Origin of the sequence: Nonomuraea purpurea, assembly GCF_042650645.1 — a bacterium.
Taxonomy (GTDB): Bacteria; Actinomycetota; Actinomycetes; order Streptosporangiales; family Streptosporangiaceae; genus Nonomuraea; species Nonomuraea purpurea.
On the sequence record NZ_JBHSBI010000023.1, the window covers coordinates 1 to 25,560 of the forward strand.

Below are 25,560 nucleotides of genomic sequence, written 5' to 3' on the forward strand. Positions count from 1 at the left end.
ACGCGTTCGCGGGTCAGACGGTCCGCATCCTGATCGACGCGGCCGACGCCTCGGGAGCCTCCCTGGTGGAGGCGGGCGTCGACGACGTCAAGATCACTCGCTGACCCCGCGTCCGCCCGGGCCCGGGCGGACGCGGGATATGCCGGATCAGGACGATGCGCGGCGGGCGGCGGCGCGCCGTTTCCCCTCGTGCATCGCCTGGACGCGGGCGATCGGAATCGTGTGCCCCTCGGCCACCAGGTCGTCGGGCAGCCGCTGCGGCTCGGGCATGAGCTCCGCCCACGGATCTCCGTCGCCCAGCAGCCCGGCGGCGGTGTGAATCGTGAAGTCCCCCGGTGAGACCCGGTCGAGCTCCTCCCACGGCACGGGGAACGACACCGGCGCGCCCGGCCGCACCCTCGGGCTGTAGGCGGCCGCCACCGTGGCCCCGCCCGCCCTGGTGGAGTCGATGAACACCTTGCCCTCGCGGTCTTCTCTGATGAACGCCGTGGTCGCCAGCGCCGGATCCACCCGCTCGGCCCGCGCGGCCAGCGCCCGGGTGGCCGCCGCCAGGTCGTCCATCGCGGTGTCGGGGAGCACGGGCACGAACACGTGCACGCCCTTGGCCCCGCTGGTCTTCACCGCACCCGCCAGCCCGGCGTCGGACAGCGCCTGGCGCACCAGGAACGCGCCGCGCACGGCCATCGAGAAGCCCTCGTCGGGCGGGTCCAGGTCGAGCACCATGTGCGTCGGGTGGCCGCCGGTGTAGAGAGACGGGTGGTACTCGACCGCCCGCTGGTTGGCGAACCACAGCAGCGTCCTGCGGTCGTCGCACAGCGCGTAGGTCACCTGCCTGCGCGACGCCTCGGCCCACACCGACACCGACTTCACCCATTCGGGGGCGTACTTGGGCAGGTTCTTCTGCATGAACGGCTGCTGCCCCGGACGTACCCGGATGACGGAGAGCGCGCGACCCCGCAGGACCGGCACGATGCGCTCGCTGACGGCGTCGAGGTAGTCGACCAGGTCGCGCTTGGTCGCCCCGGCTCCGTCGAACAGGGGCTGGTCGAGGTTGCTCAGCGCAACCCCGTCACGCGTCTCATCGCCGGCCACCCGCCCTACGATGCCGATACGACGCACTTAGGGTCAACACCGGCAGGAGGGCCATGACCCGATATTTGTACCTCCTCGTCTAAAACAACGTGGCGCACCTTCCGGCGGAGCTCCGCCTGGACAGCTAGCCGCCGGAGGACGCCTTCTCCTCCCTGGTCGGGATGAGCCCGGCCGGAGCCAGGATCTTCGACTCCTCGAAGGGCGCCTCGGTGGACGGCAGCGGCTCGCGGGCCCTGATCGCCTTCACCCACACGCGGGCGGCGTCCAGGATGACGATGATGATGAGGATCGCGAACAGCGCGGCCAGGACCCCGTCCACGGTCGAGTTGACGACGATCTGCCGCATCGCGTCGGGCGTCTTGGCGGGCGCGAGCAACTGCCCCTGGTCGAGTGCCGTCTGGTAGCGGTCGCGCTGGGCGAAGAAGCCGAGCGTGGGGTCGGGCGAGAACACCTTCTGGTAGCTGGCGGTCAGCGTGACGGCCACGTCCCAGGCCAGCGGCACGCCCGTCACCCAGGCCCACTTCAGCCGCCCGCTCTTGATCAGCAGGGTCGTGGCCACGGTCAGCGCCACCGCCGCGAGCAACTGGTTGGCGATGCCGAAGAGCGGGAAGAGCTGGTTGATCCCGCCGAGCGGGTCGTTGACGCCCTGGTAGAGGAAGTAGCCCCAGGCCGCCACGACGACCGCGCTGGATGCCATCAGTCCTGGCCACCAGCTCACCCGGCCGATGGGCTTCCACAGGTTGCCGAGCGTGTCCTGCAGCATGAACCGCCCCACCCGTGTGCCCGCGTCGACCGTGGTGAGGATGAACAGCGCCTCGAACATGATCGCGAAGTGGTACCAGAACGCCTGCAGCCCCGCTCCCCCGAGGAACCCGGAGAAGATCTGCGAGATGCCCACGGCCAGCGTGGGCGCGCCGCCCGTCCTGGCGATCAGCGTCTGCTCCTGGACGGCCGCCGCCGCGGCCTGCAACTCCTCGGGCGTGATCACGAAGCCCATGTTCGTGACGGCCTCCGAGGCGGTCTGGACGGTGGCCCCGACGACGCCGGCGGGCGAGTTCATCGCGAAGTAGAGCCCGGGGCTCAGCACGCAGGCCGCGGTGATGGCCATGATGGCGACGAACGACTCCATCAGCATGGAGCCGTAGCCGATCATCCGGACCTGGCTCTCCTTCTGGATCATCTTGGGCGTGGTGCCGGACGAGATCAGCGAGTGGAACCCCGACAGCGCGCCGCAGGCGATGATGATGAACACGAACGGGAACAGCGACCCGGCGAAGACCGGCCCCTTGCCGTTGAAGGCGAAGTCGGTGAACGCGGCGGTCTGCAACGGCGGCATCGTGACGGCGATCCCGATCGCGATCAGCACGATCGTCCCGATCTTCATGAACGTCGACAGGTAGTCGCGCGGCGCGAGCAGCATCCACACGGGCAGGACCGCGGCGACGAACCCGTACGCGATCAGCCACAGCGCCAGCGCGGACGGGCTCAGCGTGAAGAACGGCGCCCAGCTCGACCCCTGCACCCAGCCGCCGGCCACGATCGACAGGAGCAGCAGCGCGACCCCGATCACGGTCGTCTCGACGACCCGGCCCGGCCGGATCACCCGCAGGTAGAACCCCATGAACAGGGCGATCGGGATCGTCATCGCGATCGAGAAGACGCCCCACGGCGACTGCGCCAGGGCGTTGACCACGACCAGCGCCAGCACGGCCAGCAGAATGATCATGATGGCGAAGACCGCGATGAGGGCCGCCGCCCCGCCGACCGGCCCGATCTCCTCGCGCGCCATCTGCCCGAGGCTGCGGCCGTTGCGGCGCATGGAGAAGAACAGGACCACCATGTCCTGCACGGCCCCGGCGAAGATCACCCCCGCGACGATCCAGATGGTGCCGGGCAGGTAGCCCATCTGCGCGGCCAGCACCGGCCCGACCAACGGCCCCGCGCCCGCGATGGCGGCGAAGTGGTGGCCGAACAGGATCCGCCGGTCGGTGGGCTGGTAGTCGATGCCGTTGTCGAGCCGTTCTGCCGGGGTGGCCCTGCGGTCGTCGGCACGCAGCACCTTGCGCACGATGAAGCGGGCGTAGAAGCGGTAGGCGATGGCGTACGAGCCGAGGGCGGCGCACAGCAGCCACACCGCGTTGACGTTCTCGCCTCTGGACAGGGCGAGCACCCCCCACCCCACGGCACCGACGAGGGCGACGATTGTCCAGACGATGATGGAACGCAGCTTCATCGGTACCTCCCATTTCTGGGCCATCTATCGGGCTATAGAGGGCGTCCCAGGCAAAAGCGGAGTCCGGCGTCCGGCGGCAGGTCGGTGGTGAAGCGCCGCCACCTCCACAGCGGACGGCAGTCGACCGTCACAGACACCTCGGCGAGATGCGCGAAGGCGGTCGGATGGGCGTAGACCAGATCGGTGCCGAGCCTGCGGGCCCGCCGCGGCAGCCGCGAGCGACGTAGCGGCCTGACGGAGAACTCACCGGCGTCGGCGCAGCACAGACCGGTCAGGTGCCAGTCGAAGAAGACCACTTCTTCGTCGTGGAGGGCTTCGCGGGCGGCGGGGGTCAGCGTGATCGGGGGCATCTGGGGCTCCTGAACATCAGGCAGCTCAGAAATTAACGACGGAGTTACCCGTTGTGATGGCGCCTGAAACGCCGACGTGCCCCGTCACCCGAAGGTCACCGGAGTCGCCATCCCGCTCTCCCAGGCCCAGACGGCGATCTCCACGCGGTTGCGCATCCCGAGTTTCTCGCAGATGCCGGACACATGGCCTTTGACGGTGCTCACCGAGATGAACAGCTCGTCGGCGATCTCCCGGTTGCTCCGCCCCCGCGCGACGGCCTTGACGACCTCGACCTCCCGTTCGGACAACGGCTGAGCGGCGATCCGCCTGGACGGCGGTGCCCCGGCGGCGCCGCCCCAGCTCTGCGCGATCCGAAACGCCTGAAAGGCGAGCGCCGCCGCGAACACGACGCCGAGCCCCGCCGTGAGCACGGCCCTGAGCCTCGCCCCGACCAGCCATTCCCGACCTTGCACAGCGCTCAGGTTAGGCGCAGCCGTCTTCCCACCGCCTCAGTCGAAAGTACGGTTCAGGCACGCCCGCCGAGGGCGTTCCTGGCGCACGCGGTGAGCAATCTGATCGCGTTCATGCACGTGGACGACGTCATCGCGGCCCGGATTCCCGGCCTGGAGGCCGACGGCGCACAGGTGGCTGCGCGGGTGTCCGACTGACTCCAGCCTTTTACGCCGTGGACAACCATTCGTCACGTTGTTACGTTCGCGGGAAATGACAACGATGTCAGTTCGGGTCCCATCCCATCGAGGAGCGGTGATCGCTGAATGGTGTCACGACGTAATCTCTTCCGCGGCCTCCTCTGGACGAACGGCATGGCCCTCGCGGCCGGCACCCTCGGCACGACCCCGTCCGGCAACCTCGCAACCACCCCGACCGGCACCGCCACGGCCGGCAAGCCCCTCCTGCCGAACTTCGGCCGCCCCACCCGCCTCGACGTCGCCAACGTCGGCACCCTCCACGGAAACGACCAACTCCTCCTGACCACCCTCCAAGGCGTCGTCAACCGCCGCGACCCCCGCCTCTACTTCACCTTCGACATCCCCCAGCACGACCTGCGCTGGCTGTCCGGCACCGGCGCCGCCGTCACCCGCCACGACCGTCCGCTCGACCTCGTCGCCCGGTACAGGAACGAGGTCCGCGGCGCGATCCTGCACGACCCTGACGTCCCCGACTCGGTGAACGTCGCGACCACCCTGGCCGGGCTGGAGAACGCCGTCGCCGCCACGGCCGAGCAGGCGGCCAGGTACGGCCTCAAGACCATCACCGACCTGCGCGGCCGGTTCGACCCCGGCGACGTGCTCGCCACCTACCGCTGGCAGCTCGCCAACCTGTTCCCGCGCTGCGCCCACACCCTGCTCAGCGGCCTGCCGCCGACCAGGACCACCCGCGTGGACGGCGTCCAGTGGCGCGAGGTGGCGCGCGAGAGCGAGCGGGTACGCGACTCCTCCAACCGCGCGGTACGCACCTTCGACCTCAGCGCGGAGCTGTCCGGCCAGGACGGCGTCTACCTGCGCTTCCAGGACTCTCTCGGCGACGACGGCTGGGGCGCCTCGGTCGGCTCGGTCACCGTGAAGGCCGACGGCGCCCAGATCGCCTCTTTCACCCCCGGCACGGACGCCGAGGCCCCGTACCTCTTCGACGGACTCAACTCCGCCCTCGGCGCGGACTCCAACCGCTTCTCCGACGGCGGCGGCTACTTCATCTACCGCTTCACCGCGCCCGCCGGCACCCGGCAGCTCCTGGTGGAGGTCGACCTGTGGAACCAGTACCTCGTCACCGCCACCACCACCGCGCCCACGCGGGTCGAACCGTTCCCCTACTTCCGTGACTACGTGGTGGCGACGCGCGCCATGGTGTTCTGGCTGCCGCCCTCGGGCCAGACCGGCGAACTGCTCGACGAGATCTTCAGCAAGGTCGAGCCCACCACGCCGTACGCCGGCTGGTTCTCCAACGACGTGGCCGGCGAATGGGGCGGCGTCGACCGGGCCTCGCAGCACGCGGTCGAGGTCGTGCCCGCCGACTTCTACATGAACGCCACCGTGCACGCCGGCGTCCCCGCGAAGGTCTCCGACCGGGTCCGCCCGCGGCCGCAGGCCACCCTGCGCAACCGGGTCTACCTCACGCTCACGGTCGGCGAGGGCGACAACATCCAGTACTGCCAGCGCAGGATGCGGGACCTCTGGGACGATCCTGGACGCGGCGCCGTGCCGACCAACTGGACGGTCAGCCCGCTGCTCGCCGAGATCGGCCCCGCGTTGCTGGCGTACTACCAGCGCACCGCCACCGACAACGATCTCCTGATCGCCGGACCGTCCGGGGCCGGCTACACCTACCCGGGCTCCTGGCCCGCGCGAACACTGGACGCCTACACCGAGCTCACCGGCCGGTTCCTGCGCCGCACCGGGATGAACCTCGTGTACGCCTACAACCACCGCAATCCCGAGGACGACGGCTGGGTGGCCTTCGACGAGCGAATCGTCCGCTCGTACCGGAAGAACACCCCTTTACGAGGCATCGTCCAGTCGTGGGAGACCGGCGACCTCCAGATCAGCCCGGCCGGCCTGCCGGTCATCGGCAACCTCTATCCCCAGGGCAAGGCCGCCGAATACCGGGACGCCCTCGTGAAGCACATCGAGGGCTGGGACGGGGGTCGGCCGCTGTTCATCGCGGGCGCGGTCAACGCCTGGAACTGGACGCCGAGCGACATCGCCGCGCTCGGTGACCTGCTTGGCGACCCCTTTGAGATAGTCCGCGGTGATACGTTCTTCGACCTGCTGGCACGACTTGAAAATAAGTAGGAGTCACCGGTGCCATTCTGACCCCAGCGATCATCCGTAGGCTCCACACTGTTGTCCGCGGCCATCGCAACGTTCTCTACGGACACGCATCCTCTTTCCGTGGCTTCCTCCGCAGGGCGACAAAGCGATGGCCGTCACCATTTTCCGTTGCGGCCCAACTCAAGCTCCTGGTACAGATCTCCCATGCTGAGTGGAGAACGTGTACACCTGCGCGCCCTCGAACCCGCCGACAGCGAGGCCATGTGGCGCTGGTATCACGATCCGGAAATCGGGCGCTGGATGGACACCAGCCCGCCCATCTCGCTCGCCCAGAACATGGACAAGGGCGCGAACCGGCCGCGGAACACCTTCGAGCAGATGCTGCTCGGCATCGAAACCCGCCAAGAGCGGCGACTCATCGGGTACGTCGCGCTCGGCGACACCGACTTCATCCACGGCGAGGCCACCGTGCAGAGCATCGCCATCGGCGACCGCGACCACCGCCACGGCGGCTACGGAAGCGACGCACTCCGCGTGATCTGCCGGTACGCCTTCGAGCAGATGGGGCTGCACCGGGTGATGTTGTGGGTGGTGGCCGACAACACCGCGGCCGTGCGGGCCTACACGAAGGTGGGCTTCGTGGAGGAGGGCAGACGCCGGGAGGCATTCCGTACCCAGGGAAGGCGCCACGACTTCCTGATGATGGGACTGCTGAGCTCAGAACTGAAATGAACGAACGAGAGCCGCCGATGACCGGCTCGGGAGCCGCGGCTTCACTCGGCCGTCGGCCCGCTCACCCGCCGGCGAAGAAGTCGTAGCCGGAAGTGACGGCTTTGTTAACAGCTGACTAACGTTAAAGATCATCTGAAGGTCTGCGAGAACGCGATGTAGTATGCGGCTGGCACTAGACGTACGAAAGGTGCATTTGTGTCGGATGCGTTCGAAGCGGAGATCAGGGACCTCGCCAGCGAGATCAATCAGCAGATGGCACGTATTCGCGAAGCGTACGGAGAGCTCTCCGCTATCGAGCACACGGCGCGCTCCGCGGACGGGATGGTGAGCGTGACCGTTGGCCGACACGGTCAGGTACGCGACATCCAGCTGAATCCTCGGGTTTATCGAACCCTGTCCGCCTCGCAGCTGGCCGACGCGATCATGCAGCAGCTCAACAAGGCCACCGCCGCGGTCTCCGAGCAGAGCAAGCAGCTCTTGAAGCCCCTCGTGCCGGAGGGCGTGCCGCACGAGGACGTCTTCGGGGAGCACGCCACGCTCGACGCGTTCTTCCCCAGCCCCGTGGAGCCGACCCCGTGAGCGGATTCTCTGTGGAGAGACAGCCGCTGCACCTCCAGGCCAGGGTCTACGACGAACTCGAGCGCAACGCGAGGGAGGCGAAAGCCGACCTTCGTGCCGCCTTCGACCGGGACAGGAACACGCTCGGCAACGACGAGTACGGCGCCGAACTGGCCAAGAGCATGCCCGACATCGAACGCGGCATCTTCGACGCCCTGAAGACGCACATCGAAGAGCTCGAGCGCGTCGCCTCGGGCCTGAACGTCAGCGCCCGCAATTACGAGAGGGCCGATCAGCCCTCCACCAAGCGCAACTGATCGTCCATGAGCTTCGACGGGTTCCTCGTCCCCGACTGGGCCAAGCCGTACGTCGGCTGGGTCGTCGGCATGGACTGGCCGGAAGGGGACGAGTCCGGCTGCTTCCGGCTGGCCGACGCCTGCGTGACTGCCGCGCACAGGCTCGTCGAGGGCACCGGCGCCGACCAGCCGGGGAGCGCGAACAAAATCGGCTCCGCCTGGGACGGGGAGGCCCACCTCGCCTTCGTCACCCATGTCGAGAGGACGGTCGGCGGTCAGCTCGCCGCCACGATCAAGCAGCTCGTCGACACCGCCGTCGCACTCAATGGCGTGGGGGTGCAGATCCAGTACGCCAAGTACATGATCGAGGCCACCGTCTGGCTGCTGATCGCACAACTGGCGTATCTGATGGGCCTGGCACTGGCCACCGGCGGGCAGAGTCTGGCGCTCATCCCGCCACGTCTGCAGATCGCACGGATGACGGTCGCGCAGATCGCCAAACAGTGCGTGCGCAACATCGCGCTGTTCGCCGGGATCGTGGCCGGCATGGACCTGGGCATCCAGCTCCTGCAGATGGCCAAGGGCCGCAGGGACGAGATCGACGTTCAGCAGCTCGCGATCTCGGCGGTGAGCGGCGGCGCCATGGGCGGGCTCATGGGACTGGCCTCCGGCGGGCTGAGCCGCCTGGCCACGCCGGCCCTGCGGGCCGGTCTGACCAGGGCCGAGATGTCCGCGGCCGAGAGGCTGCTGGCCGCGGCCCACTCGTCGTTGTACGGGCAGGCCGCGCAGTTCGCCGTGACCGGCGGCATCACGACCGCCGGAACGATGTTGGCCCAAGGAAACTTCAGCTGGGACCTGCTGGCCAAGGGCATCACGTCCAGCGCGCTCGGGGCGGACGGGCAGCACCTGGCCGCGCCCGTGCCCCGTGGCGCCGACGGCTCGCCCCCGCCCCACCCGACCTCTCCGTCCGCAGACCCTTCGCCGTCCGGACGTCCTCCGTCCAGCCCGGACGCCGGCCCCGCGCGCGCACCCGAGACCACACGCTCTCCCGAGAGCAGCGGTGAAACAAGCCTGGCGGCGGCGGCGAATCACAACCAGCGGACCACCCTCAACTCGCAGGCCGGACCTGATTCACCGGCTGTCTGGAAGAGCCCCGACGTGCTGCCCCAGCAGGCGGAGGCCCCCGCGTCTCGTCCGGTCGCCAACACGGGGATGCCGCAGTCGGTGGCGAACGCCGCATCGTCGTCACGGCCCGACGGCCCGCCGACCTGGAAGAGCACCGAGACGCCGCCCACGCGGCAAGCGGGTGGTGCGGCGTCCCGGCCGGATGGTCCACCGGTGTGGAAGGCGCAGACGGACGGTGTCCCACCGGCGGTGAGAAACGCCGCGCAGTCAGCGGACGGGGCGGCCTCCCGGCCCGACGGCCCGCCGACCTGGAAGCAGCCCGAGGCATCCACTCAGCCGGTGAATGGTGCGGCGGCGAGATCTGAGGCGGGCCCGCAAGCGGCTGAGCGGGGTGTTCCGGAGATGGTGGCGGACGCGAGCCGGACGGCTCGGCCCGAGGGCGCTCCCGGAGGAAAGGGCGCCGAACCGGTTTCCCGGCCGGAGCTGGCCACAGAGTCGGTCAACCGCAACGTCCCTGAGACGGTGACGAGCGCCGCTCCGCCGTCCCGGCCGGACGGTCCGGTGGTGTGGAAGGACAGGACCGAACTCCATCCACCCCGCACCACCGAGATCGGCGCCTTGGGCGAAACGGCGGTACACGACGTCAATGTCCCGGGCAACCCGAAGGCGGCGGCGCAGGCTCTGGCCGACGGCATCACGGGTGTCACCAAGCGGGAACGAGCCGCGATCCGCGACTGGCTCGCCCAGGTGCTCTGCGACGGAAACCGCGACACATGGACCAACCACCTCCAAAGGGGCGTGGCGCTCGGCGTCAGAGACAACGTGATCTATCTCAAGCTGAGGCCGAGCGAGTTCACCCACGTGGAGCACCCGAGCCTGGCGCCCGAGAAGCCGGTCGCGTTCGGCGGGGACGGTGTGGAAGGCAAGTCCTCGCAGGCGTCCTCCATGGAGCGGACGGCGGGGATGATTCGCGCGCTGAACCACTCATCGGACGAGGCCGAGGCGAACGCCCTGCCTCGTACGGGCATCAGCACCACGTTGCGCACGACCGAAACGAACGGCGTCGAGGTCATCAGCGGCCACAAGACCATCTCCCCCGCGCACGACTATTTCACTGCGGACATCGCTCTGGACGTCTTCCGCGACGGGGAGAAGGTCACGGAAACCGCGGCAGTCCCCGAGTTGTCCGTGACCATCCCCTTCCCCAAGCAGTTCACCCGCGAAGGGCCGCTGCTGGCCGCCGACCATCCGCCGGCGCAGCCCCGCCACGAGGTCCCCGCCGGAGCCGAGCACAAGTTCCGTGATCACGGGATCGCCATCACCGGGATGGACGTCACGCCTCTGGTACTGGAGACGCAGCGCCGGGCGTTGTCGGCGGGCGTGCCCGCGGGTGAAGTGGTCAAGATCATTGAGCACCTCACGTCCACCCTGCTCAGCGAACAGGGGATGAAGAACCGCAGCCAGTCGTTGTTGTCGAGCGGGGCCTCCTCCGAGGCGATCCGGTACAAGAGCTCCGCGCTGCGCTCAGCGGAGGATTCCGTCGAGATCACCAGCCAGATCACGCGGATCGAGCCCGTTGACGGAAGCGGACGGGCACCGATCGAGACGATGTTCCGGGACGACATAGGCCGGAAAGAGAGCGAGGGGTCGTCGCATCGGCAGGGCGCGAGCCTCAACGTCCATGCGGGCGGCAAGCTCGGTCTGTCCCTCGGCAGCAGGGCCGAGGCCGTCGCACGGGCCATCGGCGGGTTCGGCTTCGGATCGGACCATGTGACGACCTCCAACAGATCACACGGCAACCACACCGTCCTGACCAGGGCCGGCGACGTCACCATGTACGACGCCCACATGCGGCTGAAGGTCGAGACCGAGAAGATGGGCGCCTTCGAGGTCGAGGTGAAGGCCGAGCTGACCCTGCCGGCTCGCGACGCGCCCCGGATGGAGCAGGACGTCTTCGGCCACGATCTGCGGCCGCAAGGGGAGTTCAACGACATCCGGCAGAAACTCGCCGACCTCCACCAGGCGATCGACGACGTACGCAAGGAGTTCGTGGAGGGCGACCCGGTCAAGGGCGGCGAGCATCCGAACCGCGGCTACGACCCCCATGCGCTGGAGCCGGAGACGCTCGCGGCCGGGCGGGGAACAGGGCTGGGCAGCGGCGTCCGCGTCCACTCGGAGACGCTCCTGAGCGCGGAGATCCGCAGCGCCCTCGATCAGGCGGTGCCCGACCTCTCGCCGGGGATCAGGCGGCAGATCATCCGGGACGTCGAGAGCCGCTTCGGGGGCGTGGCCCTGGAAGCCGACCTGACGCACGCCCTGCACGGGATCAGGTACGAGAAGTCGATCGGCGGCTACACCTTCGAGATCCTGGCCGAGGGCGCTCTCGGCCGGCGGCACGAGGTCGGCTCGACCGACATGACGGTGAACGAGCGCAGGATCACGCAGCGGATCAACACCAGCCAGCGGGAGACCTCTGCCGGAGGCAAGGCGGAGGTGCGCGCCGTCGCGCGTCTTGAGGTGAACGAAGGGCTCAAGATCGACCCGGCGAACCTGGCTCTCACCAAGAGCGGCCAGAAGGGGGAGAGCGTCGGTTTCTCCGCCGGCCACACGAGGTACGACCGCACGGAGACCAGCGGCGGCTTCACCATCGCGCGGGATCTCTCCTTCGACGTCAGGATGAAGGTCTCGCGAAACGGCACAGAGGTGACGAACACCGCGTGGCAGGTGCACGGCAGCAAGGCGGAGATCCTCCTGCCGAACGCCCACCTGCCGGATGCGCCGGTGCTCGCGCAGGACGTCGCGCATCTGGGCCGCATCGAGTCGTCGTCCAAGCCGCCCGGCGACATATGGACGCACGACGACCGGCTGCACGCCACCGTCCGCCTGGGCGCCATGCCCGACCTGGCTCAGACGGTGGCCACGGCGCACGCCCAATGGTCGGGGCTGCCCGTGCCCGCGGAGCGTCTGGACGTACCGATGACGTTCGAGAGCGCCACCGACGTGATCAAGCTGGAAACCATGATCACATCCCACCCCGACGGTCTGCGCCACACCGTGTCCGACCAAGGGGGATGGCGTCACGACGTACACGTGAAGGCCGACGTGGCCGGGTTGAAGCACGTCAAGTCGGAGACCGGGGTGGAGCACGAGATCTACTCCAACAGCAACTCCAAGATGACCGACAGCGAGCGCAGCAGAACAGCCCTGGGCGGGCACGCCAGGACCGGTCTGCGCGTCACCTTCGGCCGCGACGGCGAAGGCGGCGGCGAGACGGCAGCCCACACGAGAGGGGACGGGGAAACCGAGCGAAAGATCGTGGCGCGAGCGGGGCTGCACGCCGCCGCGAAGCGGATGACCCAGGAAAGCTCCTACCTGGGCGGCAGCGACGTCGCCCGGGTCACCTACTCAGACGGGAGCGCCTCGCACTGGTACCGCGGAGACCTCGTCCTGGAGGTGACGCCGTCCAGAACCAACGGGGCGACGGTCGAACAGGGCCCGACCACATACCTCCGGGTGGGAGAGATCATGGACGTCGTCCTCCCCGACGAGGTGGCCCGCCGTCACGGATTGGACGGCCCGGAGACCGTGGAGCCCGCCAAGCAGACGGGGGACACCACCCGCGGCTATTCCGCGCCCGAGGCGGCGATGAACGCCGCCTTCGTTCAGCATCTCGACGCGCAGGCCGTCCTGCCGAAGATCCTCGAGAAGCTGCGCGAGGAGAACCTGCTCTTCCCTGACCAGGAGTTCACGAACCACCCGGTGGCCGAGCACCTGCGCGGCAGCTACGGCCAGGACGCACTCGCCACGAGACTGGGGGAACTCCGCGGAAACGGGGTGCCCTCCTGGTTGCTCGTCACAGATGAGAACGGCCGGGTCACCGAACGCGTGGGTATCAGGGTCAGGGCCGAACTCGGCGACGGAGTACACGTCGCCGAGCGTCCCGACACCGGCCTCATGCTCCGCAGCGAACGCCTCAGCGGCGACCTGAGCCTGCGCGAGGCGGGATCGGACCGCGGCGCAGAGGTGCTCGCGCGCTACTCCGAATCCTCGGACGGCCATCTCCGGGGAGCGGAAGCGGGGTACGCGACCAACCGCGACACCCACACCGTGGACGCGCACGGAACGAATGCGAAAGACATCAACCGTTACCAGACGCGCGAAGCCCCGCAGGAGTTCAAGCATCCGGTCAGCTACGAGATCACGCTCGAACGCGCCCAGGTCCGCCCCGTCCTGGAACCCGTGCAGAACGCGGCCCGCAACATGCTGCTCAAGGTGGGCGAGGTGACCGGACACGACGGGGCCATGAGGCTCTTCGACAAGCATGTCGGAGTCACCTCGACGTCCAGGGCGGTCGCGGACGGCGAACTCGGCCTGTTGGTGCCGGGACACCTCACCACGGAGGTCCCGCAGGGCACCCCGGTCGCGCCGCCCACGCGGGTCGTCGCCGCGGCCCCGCGATGGGCGGAGTCGGCAGGGCCCAACGCGATGACCACCACGCTCGGGAACGGCGTCCCCAGAGGAGACGTCAGCCAGGTCGCGGTCCCGGCCGCCACGGCTGTGGAGGAATGGGCGCCGTTGGCCGCGGTACCGCCGAAGCTCCGGGAGGAGGTGCCCTCGCTGGGCGACCGGCCCAACGGATTCGAGCTCTCCCGCCAGGCCGGCATGGCCCTTGCCGAGGTCACCAAGGAAAAGACCATGCGCGCCCACATGGGGCAACTGCTCGCGCATGAGTACGAGATCCCGGGGGTCGGCAGGGTGGGCATCGACGTCAACGGGGCCCGTGAGATCACCAGCGCGCTGGTCAAGCAGCGCGTCTACGCGCAGACCATGAACACGACCGGGCACGGTCAGGAGGTCGGCAGGGGCCGGTCCGCGCGAGCAGGCGGGTCCGTCGGGTCGACCGGCGAGGGGAACCTGGGTTTCGGCGGCATCGGCGGCAGCGTGAAGACGGGGGACGAAGCCGCGTCACGAAACGCCAACATCGTCGAACGTAACTTCCTGGAGGAGCAGCACGAGAACACCTACCTCGAACTGGACATCTCCGTCGTGCTCTATGGCGAGGGCACGCCTCTGGTGATGGACGTCGACAAGGGCCTCTATCTGAGGCTCACCCCTGATGGGCTCGCCGAGTTCGACGCCGCGCATCCCGGGGTCATCAGGCGCTGAGGTCCGGGCCGGGCGAACTCATTCATCGAAGAGACGCGCGACGAGCGCGCCCTGCCCGGACTGCAGTACGTGGGCATGTTCGAGCGGAATCCAGAAGCACTCGAACCGAATGGGCTCTCCAACCCCGTCCTGGTCCTCGCTGCTCGCCCACCGCTCAGGCGTCTCCTGATCGACCGCCAGCTGAAAGAAGTGCCGCCGCTGAACCTCGAAACGGTACGGACTGATGTCGTACTCGGCCACCCCGAGCTCGCGCACGATACGGAACGCGCTGAGCCCGGTCTCCTCCCGCGCCTCCCGCAGCGCCGCCGCCCCCGGCTCCTCCCCCGCTTTGACCGTGCCCGCCGGCACCTGAATGCCGACCTCTTCGTAGCTGTGGTCGACGTGACGGAAGACGAGCAACTTCCCGTCCCGGACGACGTAACAGAGGACTTTCTCCGACGCGGCCTTCTCCGGCATTCAGCCTCCTGTACGGGGACGCGAAGGTACCGATCTTAGCGGCTGTCATCGTTCGGAGCCCTTCGGCCTCAGCCCGAAAATGAATGGCGCCGCATCACGCGCCGGGAGTTCACTGGATCGACCGTCCACCACAGGGAGACCCCTTAATGATCGTGATCTCGGCCGCTTCCGGCGCGCTCGGCCGCCTCGTCATCGACAATCTCCGTGCGCGGGCGGCGGTGGTGGCAGTCGTACGCGATCCCTTACGAGCCCCGGAAGGCGTGCCCGCGCGGCGCGGCGACTACGACGACCCGGCAAGCCTGCGAGCGGCCTTCGAAGGAGCCGACCGCCTTCTCCTGATCTCCTCCCCCGAACTCGACCCCGCCCGCAAAACACATCACCACCTGGCCGCCATAACCGCCGCCAAAGAGGTCGGCGTAGGAGCCATCGCCTTCACCAGTTTCCTGGACGCCGACACCACCGCCACCGGCATGACCGAGGCCTACCACGCCACGGAAAGGGCCATACTCGACAGCGGCCTGCCCTACACGCTGTTGCGCCACCCCTTCTACAGCGACGCATTCCTCCCGCAGCCCTCCGACGGCGAAATCACCAGCAGCACCGGGGGGCGCGGCCTGAACACCGCTTTCCGCTCAGACCTGGCCGCCGCGGCGGCGAACGTGCTGACCAACGACGACCACCTCGGCCAGGCATACAACTTCACCGGCCCGCTGTGGAACTACCCCGAGGTGGCCGAGGCCCTGGGCGTCCCTTACCGCGAACTCGCCAACCCCGCCCCCGGCCCGATGAGCTGGATCTCCGCCCAAGTACGCGCGGGCGCGCTGGAAAGACAGACCCCCGACCTGGAACGCGTCCTCGGAAAACCCGCCGAAACAATGATCTCCCACGCCCTCAGCCACCAACGGACTCTCTGACCCTTCGCCTTTCACTCGCGTGGGACGGATTCCCTGGCCGCCCCCTCCAACCGAAGCACCCTCTCTCCCTGCAGCGACAAGCGCGCTTGACCCGAATTCATCAAATTCCGGGTGGGATGGCGTAGAGCGGAGGTGGTGGCCCCCGTTCGTTCCGGAACGCGCCAGGTGCCAAGATAAAGAATCGCTGCCGAACACGGCCAATCTCCGGCGTCAAACCTCATCCATCTGCCACAGTGCTCACAGCCAGACCTGGCACGGGGGACTTCCCTCGTCTCACCTCCTAAAGGCAGGAATGGGTGAACATAGAGGCACAAATCCGCGACCTGATGGCACGTATTCAGAAACTAGAGTCAAGCGCGGACACCGCAAAGGCCATCGCCACGGCACTCACCATCATCGCCCCGGTCATGGCAAAGCTCGCCGACATCCAGGCCGAAGTGAGACAAGATCTCGCGGCTCATGGAGACGAGATCGCCGGCCTCCGGCGGCACATGAACGACCACCTCACCTCCATCCGCACCGAGATGCTGGACCAAATCACCGCGCTCCACCCCAAAGCGGCCAAGTAGCGACTCAGGAATCAACCGATCGCTGGGCAGCAAATGGTCCCATCTGAATCTTCCTCGCGTACATAAAGCCTCAGATGGGGCCAGCCTGACGAAACACTCCAGAACGACAAGAGAGCACGCCGTAGGGCGAGTTACCGGCTTCTCATCTGCGTCCTTCGCTACGAGCCCAGGGCCGGTCGGATACGGGTCTGGGCTCGTCCGGCGCCGATCCTCGTCGACGTGGTTCGGCAAGGCGCGGAGGGCTGACGATCGATGCTGCCGGCGGCGTCCGTCCGCGATCCGGCGGAGGAGCCGAATCAGGCAAGGCCGGTCAGAGTTCCATGCCAATGAACGCCGAGCTGAGCGCAGGCGCCGGCCTGTCCGGGGTCGAAGAGTCTCTCACTCCACGGTTACGGTCAGTATCAGGTAGATCTCTCTTCAGTAAATGACTAAGATCTGGAACCTGCCTTGACAACACGTGGAAGGACACATAGTGAAAAGCAAGGCCCTTGCCCTGGCCGCCGTGCTGGCCGCCGGAGCAGTCTTCGTTCACCCCACCGCCGCCTTCGCCGGCACGTACACGCCGGAAGCCGCCTGCGCCAAGGAGACCGGACGCAGCGGCTGGACGCACGTGAGCGACAACAAGAGAGCGGTCAAGACGGGCGGCTCGACGTTCGGCTACGTCTACCTGATGTGGAACCGCAGCCTGCAGAAGAACTGCGTCGCCGTGATCAAGACCTCCTTTGCCGGCACGCCCACCTTCACCCAGGCGGTCCTGAAGTTCAAGGACGGTGCCGCCTACCGCGACCCCGGCAAGCTGACCGCCAAGAAGTACAAGTACTTCGCCGCCGCCGCCGGCTACGGCAAGGGCAAGTGCGTCCAGTACGAGGGATACATCTCCGACACGCGCATCGACTTCGCGCTCGCGTCGGGCAAGCGCACCACCTGGGGCAACTGCGGCTGACCACGCGGATCGGCATCCTGTGATGCCGCCCCGCACCTCGTGTGCCGAAAGACACGACGCGACGTTTCGATCCGCGGCGCGACCTTCGAGTGAGCGTCCACAGCCACGTTGGTGAGGGCGGTGCCGGCCGAGGTGATCGCGAACCCACGTCCGCGGTCACCTCGCCGATCCGCGTCTCACAGCGGCGGAACCGGTGCCCGGCTGTCGCTCCGCGAGAAACCTGCCCAAGACCTCTGCCCGGGCAAAGAAATCTGCGGTCGCGGCCCGAGCTGGGGTGAGCACCGGATCGGTGCAGCATCACTTTCCCACCCGGCGCGCACTGATGGACGAGGTGCTCGTCCTGTTCTACGACACGCTGCTTCCCGATGACAGCGTGCACGACTCGTCCATACCGGCCAGGGACCGGCTGGTCGCCTGCCTCCAACGCCTGCTCACCCCCACGGAGGCTGGTGGCCACCCGCGGGATGCGTGGGTCCAGATCTTCGACCGCTACGTGCGGACCGTGCCGGCAGACGCCGCTGGTGACGAGTACGTCGCGATCGCGCAGGCACTCCCTGCCGAGACCTCAGTCCTGCAGACGGAGATCGACCTGTTGCGAACCTCCGCCGAGTACGTCCCGCCTTCAAGGTGACCCTTTGGTCTTCACAGCTAGATCCCAGCATGCGGGCTTGACATTGACATCAATGCCAAGCTTTTAACGTCACCTCATGACTCTCGACACAGCCACACGTCCGCTTGCACCCACCGCGAAGTTTCCGATAGGCAGCCTGGTTCTCCTCGGAATCGCTGTCTTCGTGACAGTCACCGCAGAAACCCTTCCGGCCGGACTGATGCCCGAGATGGCCGCAGACTTCGGCGTCGACTCTGTGCAGATCGGGCTGCTGATCTCGGTGTGGGCGTTAACCGTGATCGTGACCAGCATCCCCCTCACACGTCTCTTCGCGCGGTTCGACCGTCGCCTTGTCCTCGGCGTCGCGCTCGCCGGGTTCGCGGTGGCGAATCTCGCAACCGCACTCTCGCCGGACTACGGCTTCGCGGTCGCCACGAGGGTCCTTGGCGCGGTGACTCACGGAGTCTTCTGGGCGATCGTCATCGTGTACACGACATCTCTCCTGACTCCGAAGCAACTCGGCCGCGGGCTCTCCATCGTCACCGGCGGTGTCACAGCGGCCGCCGTCGTCGGATTCCCCTCGGGCGCTGCCCTCGCGCAGCTCGTGGGATGGCGCGTCGCTTTCGTCGTGCTCGCGACGGTCTCGCTCCTGATCGCAGCTGCGATCCTCGTCAAGATGCCCGCGCGCCGCCCGGAACCTGCCACGACGGCACAACGGTCTGCCGGGTTCCGGCGCGATCCGTCCTTGCCGGCGCTCCTCGCCTTCGGCGCCGCCAGCGTGCTCATCGCACTCGGACAGTACGCGACGTTCACCTACGTCCGTTCGTACCTCGAGGGGGCGGCGATGATCGACGCCGAGTGGTCGGCCGGCCTCCTGTTCATCTACGGGCTGGCAGGCCTTGGAGGCGTGGCGGTGGCCGGTTTCGTCGCCGACCGGTTCCCGCGCGGAGGCCTCGTCGTCGCGACCGCCGCGTTCGCCGTCGTGTTCGCGGTGCTGACGTTCGCCGCCGGGTCGCTCGTATCGGTCATCATCGCCCTCGTCGTGTGGGGCGCAGCATTCGGCGCAGTTCTTCCACTCCTCCAGACCGCGCAGATGCGCGCCGCGACCGAGCGCACCCGCGCTCTCGCCAGCGCCGGGATGATGGTGCTCTTCAATGTCGGGGTCGCGGTCGGTCCGTGGCTCGGCGGAGTGGTCGGCGGGCAGAGAGCTCCGACGATGACGACCGCGATGTCCGCTGTCGTGATGGTCATCGCTACGGTCGCCGGTGTGGTCGGAATGACCCTGCTCGGACACCGCACCGACGGGAGAAGGTGAACGACGATGGACTACGGCCACCCGCTGAGCTTCGGGGCGTTCATCACACCCACGAATGTGCAACCGCACGTCCCCGTCGGGCTCGCGCAACTCACCGAAGAACTCGGATACGACCTCATCACTTTTCAGGACCATCCCTACCAGCCGCGATTCCTCGACGTGTGGACGTTGCTGTCGTACGTCGCGGCGGCCACCACACGCATACATGTTGCACCCAACGTTCTCAACCTCCCGATGCGTGACCCCCTCGTCGCGGCGCGCGCGGCCGCATCCATCGATCTCCTTTCAGACGGACGATTCGCGATGGGCCTCGGAGCGGGCGCCTTTTGGGACGCGATCGCTGCCATGGGGAGACGACGGCTCAGCCCGGGGCGCGCAGTCGATGCACTCGATGAGGCAATCGACCTCATGCGGGGGCTCTGGAGACCGGAGGATCGCACGCCTCTTCACGGAGGGGAGTTCTATCCCGTTGCCGGGGCGGCACGAGGCCCTGCGCCCGCCCATGCGATCCCGATATGGCTGGGCGCGTACAAACCTCGAATGCTGCGACTGACCGGACGCAAAGGCGACGGCTGGCTTCCCGGCCTGCCGCACCTGCGGCGGGCCTCTATCGGTGACGATCACGCGAGAATCGACGATTCGGCCGCCGACGCGGGTCGAGATCCCCGCGATATCCGCCGCTTGCTCAACGTGCTCGGCGGAGAGCCCGCGGAACTGCTCGCCGAGCTCGCGGTCGAGCATGGGTTCTCCACGTTCATCGTCGCAACCGACGATGTGGACGTGCTGACTCGATTCGCCGGCGAGATCGCACCGGAGGTGCGCAGACGCGTAGCCGATGAACGATCAGCGGACCACAACACGGTCCTCCACCCCGAACCACAGATCAACACAGAGGAGCAGTAATCATGAGAGCATCAGTCATCACCTCCTTCGGGACCGCCGATGCGCTTCACGAAGCCCACGTGGACATGCCTGTACCGGGGCGCGGCCAGGTGCTGGCCAAGGTCCGCGCAGCAGGAGTGAACCCCGCCGAACTCATCGCCCGGTCGGGCGGCTTCAACCTTCCCGCCCCGGCGATCATCGGGTTCGAGTTTGCCGGCACCGTCGCAGCGATCGGCGACGACGTCTCCGGCGTCGAGGTCGGTGATCGCATCGCCGGTTGGCCCGACAGCTTCAGCCAAGGCTCCTACGCCGAGTTCACCCTCAGCAGCAACTACACGACCATCCCCGAAGGTGTCACCTTCGAGCAGGCGGCCGCGACGGTCATCGGCGCGGACAACGCCGCGCGAGGCCTCGCGCTCCTTGGGCCGAGACCAGGTGAAACGATCGTGATCACCGGGGCGAGTGGGGCGCTCGGAGGCGCAGCCGTGCAGTTCGCACGCTTGCAGGGGCTCGAGGTGATCGGGATCGCTGGACGTTTCAGCCTGGAGTACGTGGAGAGCCTCGGGGCAACCGCCATCGAGTATGGCGACCACCTCGCGGACCGCGTGCGTGCAGTAACCCCTGGCAAGATTGACGCGGCGCTCGACACCGCGGGCAAAGGACTACTGCCCGCGCTCATCGAACTGCGTGGCGGAACGGAGCGCGTCGTCACGCTGGCGGATATGGCCGCGTCCCGCTACGGCGTCGCGTTCAGTGCGGGACACCCCGGCAACCGTGACAGCCGCCACGTACGGGAAGCGCTCGAGCACATCGCCGCGGGCGAATGGCGCACACGCATCGGCCACACCTTCCCACTGTCGCAAGCGGCCGAAGCCCACCGGACGCTGGAGGCCGGGCGCACGGGGGGAAAGCTACTACTGATCCCCTGACTCCGAAGATGGCGCATGTGGTTGGGGATCCGTGCCACAAAGTGACCGGGGCCACGATCAAAGCGGCGACCGCATGGGATGCTGTGGGCGACACCTACACCGTCCCATGCGCTCACGCACTCCGAAAGGAAGGACGGAATGAGGTCAGCGCAATTCACTCCGGCGTCACGTCGCTTCGTTGCGTACGCGCCAGATACGCCTTGAGCGCGTTGCGGCTACGCGTCAGGCAAGCCAGGCGCTTCTCTATTGCCGTAAGCTCGGCCGTCAGTTCTTTCGCGAGGTCGACGGGGCAGGGCGGAACTTCTTCAAGCGTGCACTGGCGTTCGGCTTCCAACACGATTCGTGTCATCCGAGTAGAGAGACCGGCGTTTACCAGGCCACGTACCCTCACTGCGTGGTCGACCGCGCACTCTTCGTACGATCGATACCCGTTGTACTCGCGTCGGGATTCGATGAGTCCTTGACTCTCGTAGTACCGGAGCATCCGAGTGGGGATGCCGGTACGTTGCGAAAGCTCACCGATCTTCATCGTGCTCCCCCGTCGGCGTTCGCATGACACCCATGTCAAGCTTGAGAACCGAGGTTCCATTCCCGCCTCGAAAGTATGGTCTCCGTCGAGTTCCTCGCCAGGCTCGCCACGGCTGAGCGGCCAGGAGTCGCAGGACCTTGCCGCCCATGGTGATCGCCGGACTGCCGGCCACCATGGGGCGGCTTGACGGTGGTGCCGGCGTTCGTGTTCATCGCCCTGGGCGCCGCCGCGTACGACCTGATCCGCACGGCCTCCGGCGGTCGATATTCTCGGCGAACCCGCCGCTCCGCGACGTAGGATCGACACCATGACCGGCCGAAAGACCGCGGTGTGGTATTCGGCGCTCGGGCTGGCCGCGCTGGCCTTGACCGGATGCGCCAACGACGACGAGATCTACGTTTCCAACTTCAGCGATTCACACGGCAGAGCCTGCACCTTCGTCTACACCTCCCGCGAGGGCGAGGGCTGGAACAGCAGCAGAGATGTGGACGTCAGCCAACTCGACTGCGAATATCCTCCCGCGGGCCGCACCCCCGGCCCTCCCCTGACCACCCACCTGGAGCCCAGCCCCACGAAATAACACCACCCCAGCCATCCGGCGCGGAGCAGGACAACTCCGGTAGGACGACGGCCGCGCGGCATCCTCAGCGGATCCCCTTGGCGAGCAGGTCCTTGGCCGCCTGCGGCGCCTTTTCCAGCAGCCCCCGAGCGCCCGGTCCTCCCGGAACGAGCAGCACGTCGCACGCGTCGATCTCGCCGAACGTCGCGCCGGCCGTGATGGCCAGCCACCTGGGCACGTCCCGCACAGCCCCGGCCTCCGCCGCCGCGAACACGATCTCCGCGTCGGGAAGAAACTTCAGCACCTCATACGGGCCGACGGCGTCGAGGGCGGTGGACCGATCGAACAGCGGAATGACGATACGCATGCGCGCCCCCTGGTGACGTCCGAGCCCGCGATCATGCTACGACAGAAGCTGGGCCTCCACCTGCGGGTCAAGGCCCAGGGCCGGGCGGTCAGGTCGCGTGGGCGCCTGGCCGCCGATGCTCCGCAGCCAGGCCCACGTGTCGGCGACGGTCTCCTCCACCGGACGGAACCGCAGCCCCGCCGCCACCGCCTTGGACACCTCGCCCCCGTGCATGAAGTCGTAGTCGTCGCCCAGGAGCCAGATCGGCAGGTCCATCCACGGCGTGACGCCCGCCGCCAGGATCCGCTCCGCCTCGACCCACCGCAGGTCGGCATCCGACCCGGTCACCTTGACGCAGGTTTCGAGCAGCCCCCGCATCGTGACGTACCCAGAAGGGCTGACCACGTTGAACGCCCCGCCGAGCCCGCGTTCGCCCGCCCGCAGGCACCATTGGGCCAGGTCGCGTGCGTCGACGTACTGCAGGGCGAGGTCGGCGGGCCCGGGGGCGAGTACCGGGCCGCCGCGCGCGATCCGGGTGAGCCACCACGGCAGGCGGCCGATGTTCTCATACGGGCCGATGATCAGCCCCGCCCTGGCCAGCACCGCCCGGTCCCCGAACGCGGCGACCGCTCCCCGCTCGGCCTCCGCCTTGTTCCACGCGTACTCGCCGGCGTCCGGCGAGGTCACCACCGGCGCGCTCTCGTCGGCCCCGAACGGCACCGGCCCGGCGTAGACGGACCTGCTCGACACGTAGACGTAATGACCGGCCCGCCCGGCCAGCAGCGTCGCCGCGTCCGCGACCGCCGAGGGAGCCCACGACCAGGTGTCGATCACGACATCCCATTCGCCGTGTTCCAGCGCGGCCAGCCCGCCCGGCGCCGACCGGTCACCGCTCAGCGCCGTCACGCCGGGCTGCGGCTCGTTGCTGCCCCGGTTGAACGTCGTCACCTGCCACCCGAAGGCCAGCGCCTCGTCGACGACCGCCCGCCCTACGAACTCCGTACCGCCGAGCACCAAAACTCTCATGGCCTCAGCCTGGCCTGCGGAATTCCTGTGCGGAAGGTGCGCACGCCCTCAGCGGAATCGCCACGAGCGAAAGCCAGGATCACGGCTCTGAAGCCGACTCGCGCCTTTTCCGGAGCTGGTGGCCGTCTTACTCGTGGGCCTGGCGACCTTCTCCATGGCGAGCCTGCCCGGGTGGGATTTCACCTGGTTGGTACTGGTTTTCCGGTCTGGTCGGTGCTCGGGCTCGCCTGGGTCGTCCTGCTCACTCTCCTACCCCTTCGACGGACCCTGGTATTTGTGGCGAAGCGGCCGGTAGCCATCCATAAGCGCACGTCAGCGGCCCCAGCATGGCGAAAAGGCCCCGCAGATGGGTACCAGTCACAGATAGTGACACGGGGGCGGGACCGAACAGATGAAACGGCTCTTTCCACGCTCGATCCGGGCGCGCCTGACCTTGATCGCGACCTTGATCGCGGCCTTGGTCTTCACGGGCGCGTCCGCCCTCACCCTGATCACCGTCCCCGGCAACCTCTACGACATCGTTCAGGGCAGAATCGAACTGGCGGTGCGGCGGGTGGCGAGCCAGGCCAAGGCCGGACAGCTCCCGCCGTCCCTGGTGGCCCCGGCACGCATCTACCTGCTCGAAGTCGTCTCGGCGAACGGCGAGGTGCTCGCCCGAAGTCTCGGCCGGCCCCGGAACCCCCAACTGGTGGCGCTCCACCCAGCCAAGCCCGAAACCATTTACACCAAAGAGATCTTCCTCTCGCAGAAGGACGTGCCCGAGGCACACTTTCTGATCATGGCGCTCACGGTGGACACGCCGACCGGCCCTGCCACGGTGTACGGGGCGACGTCCATGGCGGACGTCGATCGCGCCCTCAAATGGATATATGTCCTGGTATTCCTCTGCACGCCGCTCGTCCTCCTGAGCGTCGCCGCCCTCACCTGGACCATGGTCGGCTTCGCCATGCGCCCCGTCGAACGCATCCGCGCCGAAATGGCCGAGATCACCGGCAAGGACCTCAGCCGCCGCGTCCCCGTCCCCGAAACCGGCGACGAGATCACCCACCTCGCCACCACCACGAACGACACCCTCGACCGCCTCGAACGCTCAGCCGAGACCCAGCGCCGCTTCGTCGCCGACGCCTCCCACGAGCTACGCAGCCCCATCTCCGCCCTGCGGGCCCAGCTCGAACTGGCCAACACCTACCCCGACGAGACGGACTGGCAGACCACCGGCGCACAAGCCCTGGCCGCCGCCGACCGCATCACCCACATCATCGACGAACTGCTGATGCTGGCCAGGCTCGACGCCGGCGCCGCCGTGAACCGCCGCGAGGTGGACATGTGCCGCCTGGCCGAGGAGCAGATAAACCGCCGCGAAGGCAGCCGGGTACCCATCGTCCTCGCCGCCTGTCAGGCGTGCCCGGTGCTCGGCTCGCCCATTCAACTCGACCGCCTCCTCACCAATCTCCTCGACAACGCCACCAGACACGCCGCCACCAGGATCGACGTGGAGGCGAAGGTGGAAGGGGACCGCGTGATCGTGACGGTGACCGACGACGGGGACGGCGTGCCACCGGAGGCCAGAGAACGGATCTTCGAGCGGTTCACGCGACTGGAGAGCGCCAGAGCCAAGGACAAGGGCGGCAGCGGCCTCGGCCTCCCCCTGTCACGCGAGATCGCCATGGCCCACCAGGGCACCCTCACCGTCGCCGACCACTCACCCGGCGCCCGTTTCGTCGTCAACCTTCCCCTGTATGCCCCGCCGCCCGAGCAGAAATGACCCCGCCACCTAAACTCGGTGCCATGGATCTGCGCCAGCTCTCCGACGAGGTCGAATCCGTCTCCCGGCAGTACGCGAACGCGATCGGAATCGCACGCGACGACACCTGGTTCCTGCTCAAGCTGCAGGAGGAAATCGGAGAACTGACCCAGGCCTTCCTCATGCTCACCGGCCGAGCCAGGAAGAAGGGCCGCACGGAGCAGGAACTGGACGCGAATTTCCGAGCGGAAATGGCAGACGTCCTGTGCCACGTACTCCTCATGGCCCGCCACCACGGGATAGACCTGGAAGCAGAAATCAAAACCAAGTGGCTGACCACCCAACCAGGCGAGAAAAACCCCTCGGCAACCGAGCGAGCAGTCGAACCGCGCGGCTGAGCAGAAATCGGGCCGCGTA

23 protein-coding genes are annotated in these 25,560 nt (G+C 67.9%); 15 read left to right on the top strand and 8 right to left on the bottom strand.

The features are described 5' to 3' along the window. Positions 1–147 precede the first annotated feature (147 nt). The 4 genes from ACFOY2_RS35905 to ACFOY2_RS35920 form a co-directional block, all read right to left on the bottom strand. A complete protein-coding gene (locus ACFOY2_RS35905) occupies positions 148–1,092 on the bottom strand; it encodes a DNA polymerase domain-containing protein (protein ID WP_379532566.1) in 945 nt (314 codons plus the stop codon). A gap of 124 nt (positions 1,093–1,216) precedes the next feature. Beyond that, entirely contained in the window at positions 1,217–3,325 is a 2,109-nt protein-coding gene (locus ACFOY2_RS35910) for a carbon starvation CstA family protein (protein WP_379532567.1), read from the bottom strand. A gap of 32 nt (positions 3,326–3,357) precedes the next feature. Beyond that, the gene (locus tag ACFOY2_RS35915) at positions 3,358–3,675 is read right to left on the bottom strand and encodes a hypothetical protein (protein WP_379532568.1); all 318 of its coding nucleotides are present in this window, start codon (positions 3,673–3,675) and stop codon (positions 3,358–3,360) included. Between the two features lie 84 nt (positions 3,676–3,759). Beyond that, the gene (locus tag ACFOY2_RS35920; RefSeq protein ID WP_379532569.1) at positions 3,760–4,128 is read right to left on the bottom strand and encodes a response regulator transcription factor; all 369 of its coding nucleotides are present in this window, start codon (positions 4,126–4,128) and stop codon (positions 3,760–3,762) included. A gap of 303 nt (positions 4,129–4,431) precedes the next feature. On the opposite strand from ACFOY2_RS35920, the gene ACFOY2_RS35925 reads away from it, so the two are divergent. From ACFOY2_RS35925 to ACFOY2_RS35945, 5 genes are all read left to right on the top strand, one after another. Continuing rightward, on the top strand, positions 4,432–6,465 hold the full coding sequence (locus ACFOY2_RS35925; RefSeq protein WP_379532570.1) for a GxGYxYP domain-containing protein: 2,034 nt from the start codon (positions 4,432–4,434) through the stop codon (positions 6,463–6,465). A gap of 183 nt (positions 6,466–6,648) precedes the next feature. Beyond that, positions 6,649–7,176 carry a GNAT family N-acetyltransferase gene (locus ACFOY2_RS35930; protein WP_379532571.1) on the top strand — a complete coding sequence of 176 codons (528 nt, stop codon included), beginning with the start codon at positions 6,649–6,651 and terminating at the stop codon, positions 7,174–7,176. A gap of 195 nt (positions 7,177–7,371) precedes the next feature. Further along, complete coding sequence (locus ACFOY2_RS35935) at positions 7,372–7,755, top strand: YbaB/EbfC family nucleoid-associated protein (protein ID WP_379532572.1); 384 nt, start codon at positions 7,372–7,374, stop codon at positions 7,753–7,755. Then, positions 7,752–8,051, top strand: a complete 300-nt coding sequence (locus ACFOY2_RS35940) for a hypothetical protein (protein WP_379532573.1) — start codon at positions 7,752–7,754, stop codon at positions 8,049–8,051. The genes ACFOY2_RS35935 and ACFOY2_RS35940 overlap by 4 nt, the downstream gene beginning before the upstream one ends. A gap of 6 nt (positions 8,052–8,057) precedes the next feature. Continuing rightward, positions 8,058–14,321, top strand: a complete 6,264-nt coding sequence (locus ACFOY2_RS35945; RefSeq protein ID WP_379532574.1) for a WXG100-like domain-containing protein — start codon at positions 8,058–8,060, stop codon at positions 14,319–14,321. Between the two features lie 18 nt (positions 14,322–14,339). Here ACFOY2_RS35945 and ACFOY2_RS35950 read toward each other — a convergent pair whose 3' ends face one another. Further along, a complete protein-coding gene (locus ACFOY2_RS35950; RefSeq protein WP_379532575.1) occupies positions 14,340–14,777 on the bottom strand; it encodes an NUDIX hydrolase in 438 nt (145 codons plus the stop codon). 146 nt (positions 14,778–14,923) lie between these two features. On the opposite strand from ACFOY2_RS35950, the gene ACFOY2_RS35955 reads away from it, so the two are divergent. From ACFOY2_RS35955 to ACFOY2_RS35985, 7 genes are all read left to right on the top strand, one after another. Then, complete coding sequence (locus ACFOY2_RS35955) at positions 14,924–15,691, top strand: NAD(P)H-binding protein (RefSeq protein WP_379532576.1); 768 nt, start codon at positions 14,924–14,926, stop codon at positions 15,689–15,691. Between the two features lie 296 nt (positions 15,692–15,987). Beyond that, on the top strand, positions 15,988–16,260 hold the full coding sequence (locus tag ACFOY2_RS35960; protein ID WP_379532577.1) for a hypothetical protein: 273 nt from the start codon (positions 15,988–15,990) through the stop codon (positions 16,258–16,260). Between the two features lie 472 nt (positions 16,261–16,732). Continuing rightward, positions 16,733–17,203, top strand: a complete 471-nt coding sequence (locus ACFOY2_RS35965) for a hypothetical protein (protein ID WP_379532578.1) — start codon at positions 16,733–16,735, stop codon at positions 17,201–17,203. A 193-nt stretch (positions 17,204–17,396) separates the two neighbouring features. Beyond that, entirely contained in the window at positions 17,397–17,834 is a 438-nt protein-coding gene (locus ACFOY2_RS35970) for a TetR/AcrR family transcriptional regulator (RefSeq protein ID WP_379532579.1), read from the top strand. A gap of 76 nt (positions 17,835–17,910) precedes the next feature. Further along, positions 17,911–19,128 carry an MFS transporter gene (locus ACFOY2_RS35975; RefSeq protein ID WP_379532580.1) on the top strand — a complete coding sequence of 406 codons (1,218 nt, stop codon included), beginning with the start codon at positions 17,911–17,913 and terminating at the stop codon, positions 19,126–19,128. A 6-nt stretch (positions 19,129–19,134) separates the two neighbouring features. Further along, positions 19,135–20,031, top strand: coding sequence for an LLM class flavin-dependent oxidoreductase (locus ACFOY2_RS35980; protein WP_379532581.1), 897 nt, complete (start codon positions 19,135–19,137; stop codon positions 20,029–20,031). A 2-nt stretch (positions 20,032–20,033) separates the two neighbouring features. After that, entirely contained in the window at positions 20,034–20,939 is a 906-nt protein-coding gene (locus ACFOY2_RS35985; protein WP_379532582.1) for an NADP-dependent oxidoreductase, read from the top strand. Between the two features lie 154 nt (positions 20,940–21,093). Here the strand turns inward: ACFOY2_RS35985 and ACFOY2_RS35990 are convergent, their stop codons facing one another. Then, positions 21,094–21,468, bottom strand: a complete 375-nt coding sequence (locus ACFOY2_RS35990; RefSeq protein ID WP_379532583.1) for a MerR family DNA-binding transcriptional regulator — start codon at positions 21,466–21,468, stop codon at positions 21,094–21,096. Positions 21,469–21,775: 307 nt separating this feature from the next. Between ACFOY2_RS35990 and ACFOY2_RS35995 the strand changes: the two genes are divergently transcribed. Continuing rightward, positions 21,776–22,048: a hypothetical protein gene (locus ACFOY2_RS35995; RefSeq protein WP_357825379.1), complete on the top strand. Its 273-nt coding sequence runs from the start codon at positions 21,776–21,778 to the stop codon at positions 22,046–22,048. 64 nt (positions 22,049–22,112) lie between these two features. On the opposite strand, the gene ACFOY2_RS36000 is transcribed toward ACFOY2_RS35995, so the two are convergent. Both ACFOY2_RS36000 and ACFOY2_RS36005 read right to left on the bottom strand, forming a co-directional pair. Continuing rightward, on the bottom strand, positions 22,113–22,394 hold the full coding sequence (locus ACFOY2_RS36000; RefSeq protein WP_379532584.1) for a hypothetical protein: 282 nt from the start codon (positions 22,392–22,394) through the stop codon (positions 22,113–22,115). 36 nt (positions 22,395–22,430) lie between these two features. Then, positions 22,431–23,399, bottom strand: coding sequence for an NAD-dependent epimerase/dehydratase family protein (locus ACFOY2_RS36005; RefSeq protein ID WP_379532585.1), 969 nt, complete (start codon positions 23,397–23,399; stop codon positions 22,431–22,433). Positions 23,400–23,790: 391 nt separating this feature from the next. Here ACFOY2_RS36005 and ACFOY2_RS36010 point away from each other — a divergent pair, with 391 nt between their 5' ends. Beyond that, positions 23,791–25,164, top strand: a complete 1,374-nt coding sequence (locus tag ACFOY2_RS36010) for a sensor histidine kinase (protein ID WP_379532586.1) — start codon at positions 23,791–23,793, stop codon at positions 25,162–25,164. Between the two features lie 23 nt (positions 25,165–25,187). Beyond that, positions 25,188–25,541 carry a pyrophosphatase gene (locus ACFOY2_RS36015; RefSeq protein ID WP_379532587.1) on the top strand — a complete coding sequence of 118 codons (354 nt, stop codon included), beginning with the start codon at positions 25,188–25,190 and terminating at the stop codon, positions 25,539–25,541. Positions 25,542–25,560: the final 19 nt, after the last annotated feature.

Excerpts from the sequence above, each read along its gene's own strand:
- ACFOY2_RS35910 (WP_379532567.1), bottom strand. The coding sequence starts at position 3,325 with ATGAAGCTGCGTTCCATCATCGTCTGGACAATCGTCGCCCTCGTCGGT.
- ACFOY2_RS35915 (WP_379532568.1), bottom strand. The coding sequence starts at position 3,675 with ATGCCCCCGATCACGCTGACCCCCGCCGCCCGCGAAGCCCTCCACGAC.
- ACFOY2_RS35925 (WP_379532570.1), top strand. The coding sequence starts at position 4,432 with ATGGTGTCACGACGTAATCTCTTCCGCGGCCTCCTCTGGACGAACGGC.
- ACFOY2_RS35930 (WP_379532571.1), top strand. The coding sequence starts at position 6,649 with ATGCTGAGTGGAGAACGTGTACACCTGCGCGCCCTCGAACCCGCCGAC.
- ACFOY2_RS35945 (WP_379532574.1), top strand. The coding sequence starts at position 8,058 with ATGAGCTTCGACGGGTTCCTCGTCCCCGACTGGGCCAAGCCGTACGTC.
- ACFOY2_RS35950 (WP_379532575.1), bottom strand. The coding sequence starts at position 14,777 with ATGCCGGAGAAGGCCGCGTCGGAGAAAGTCCTCTGTTACGTCGTCCGG.
- ACFOY2_RS35955 (WP_379532576.1), top strand. The coding sequence starts at position 14,924 with ATGATCGTGATCTCGGCCGCTTCCGGCGCGCTCGGCCGCCTCGTCATC.
- ACFOY2_RS35975 (WP_379532580.1), top strand. The coding sequence starts at position 17,911 with ATGACTCTCGACACAGCCACACGTCCGCTTGCACCCACCGCGAAGTTT.
- ACFOY2_RS35980 (WP_379532581.1), top strand. The coding sequence starts at position 19,135 with ATGGACTACGGCCACCCGCTGAGCTTCGGGGCGTTCATCACACCCACG.
- ACFOY2_RS35985 (WP_379532582.1), top strand. The coding sequence starts at position 20,034 with ATGAGAGCATCAGTCATCACCTCCTTCGGGACCGCCGATGCGCTTCAC.
- ACFOY2_RS35990 (WP_379532583.1), bottom strand. The coding sequence starts at position 21,468 with ATGAAGATCGGTGAGCTTTCGCAACGTACCGGCATCCCCACTCGGATG.
- ACFOY2_RS35995 (WP_357825379.1), top strand. The coding sequence starts at position 21,776 with ATGACCGGCCGAAAGACCGCGGTGTGGTATTCGGCGCTCGGGCTGGCC.
- ACFOY2_RS36000 (WP_379532584.1), bottom strand. The coding sequence starts at position 22,394 with ATGCGTATCGTCATTCCGCTGTTCGATCGGTCCACCGCCCTCGACGCC.
- ACFOY2_RS36005 (WP_379532585.1), bottom strand. The coding sequence starts at position 23,399 with ATGAGAGTTTTGGTGCTCGGCGGTACGGAGTTCGTAGGGCGGGCGGTC.
- ACFOY2_RS36010 (WP_379532586.1), top strand. The coding sequence starts at position 23,791 with ATGAAACGGCTCTTTCCACGCTCGATCCGGGCGCGCCTGACCTTGATC.
- ACFOY2_RS36015 (WP_379532587.1), top strand. The coding sequence starts at position 25,188 with ATGGATCTGCGCCAGCTCTCCGACGAGGTCGAATCCGTCTCCCGGCAG.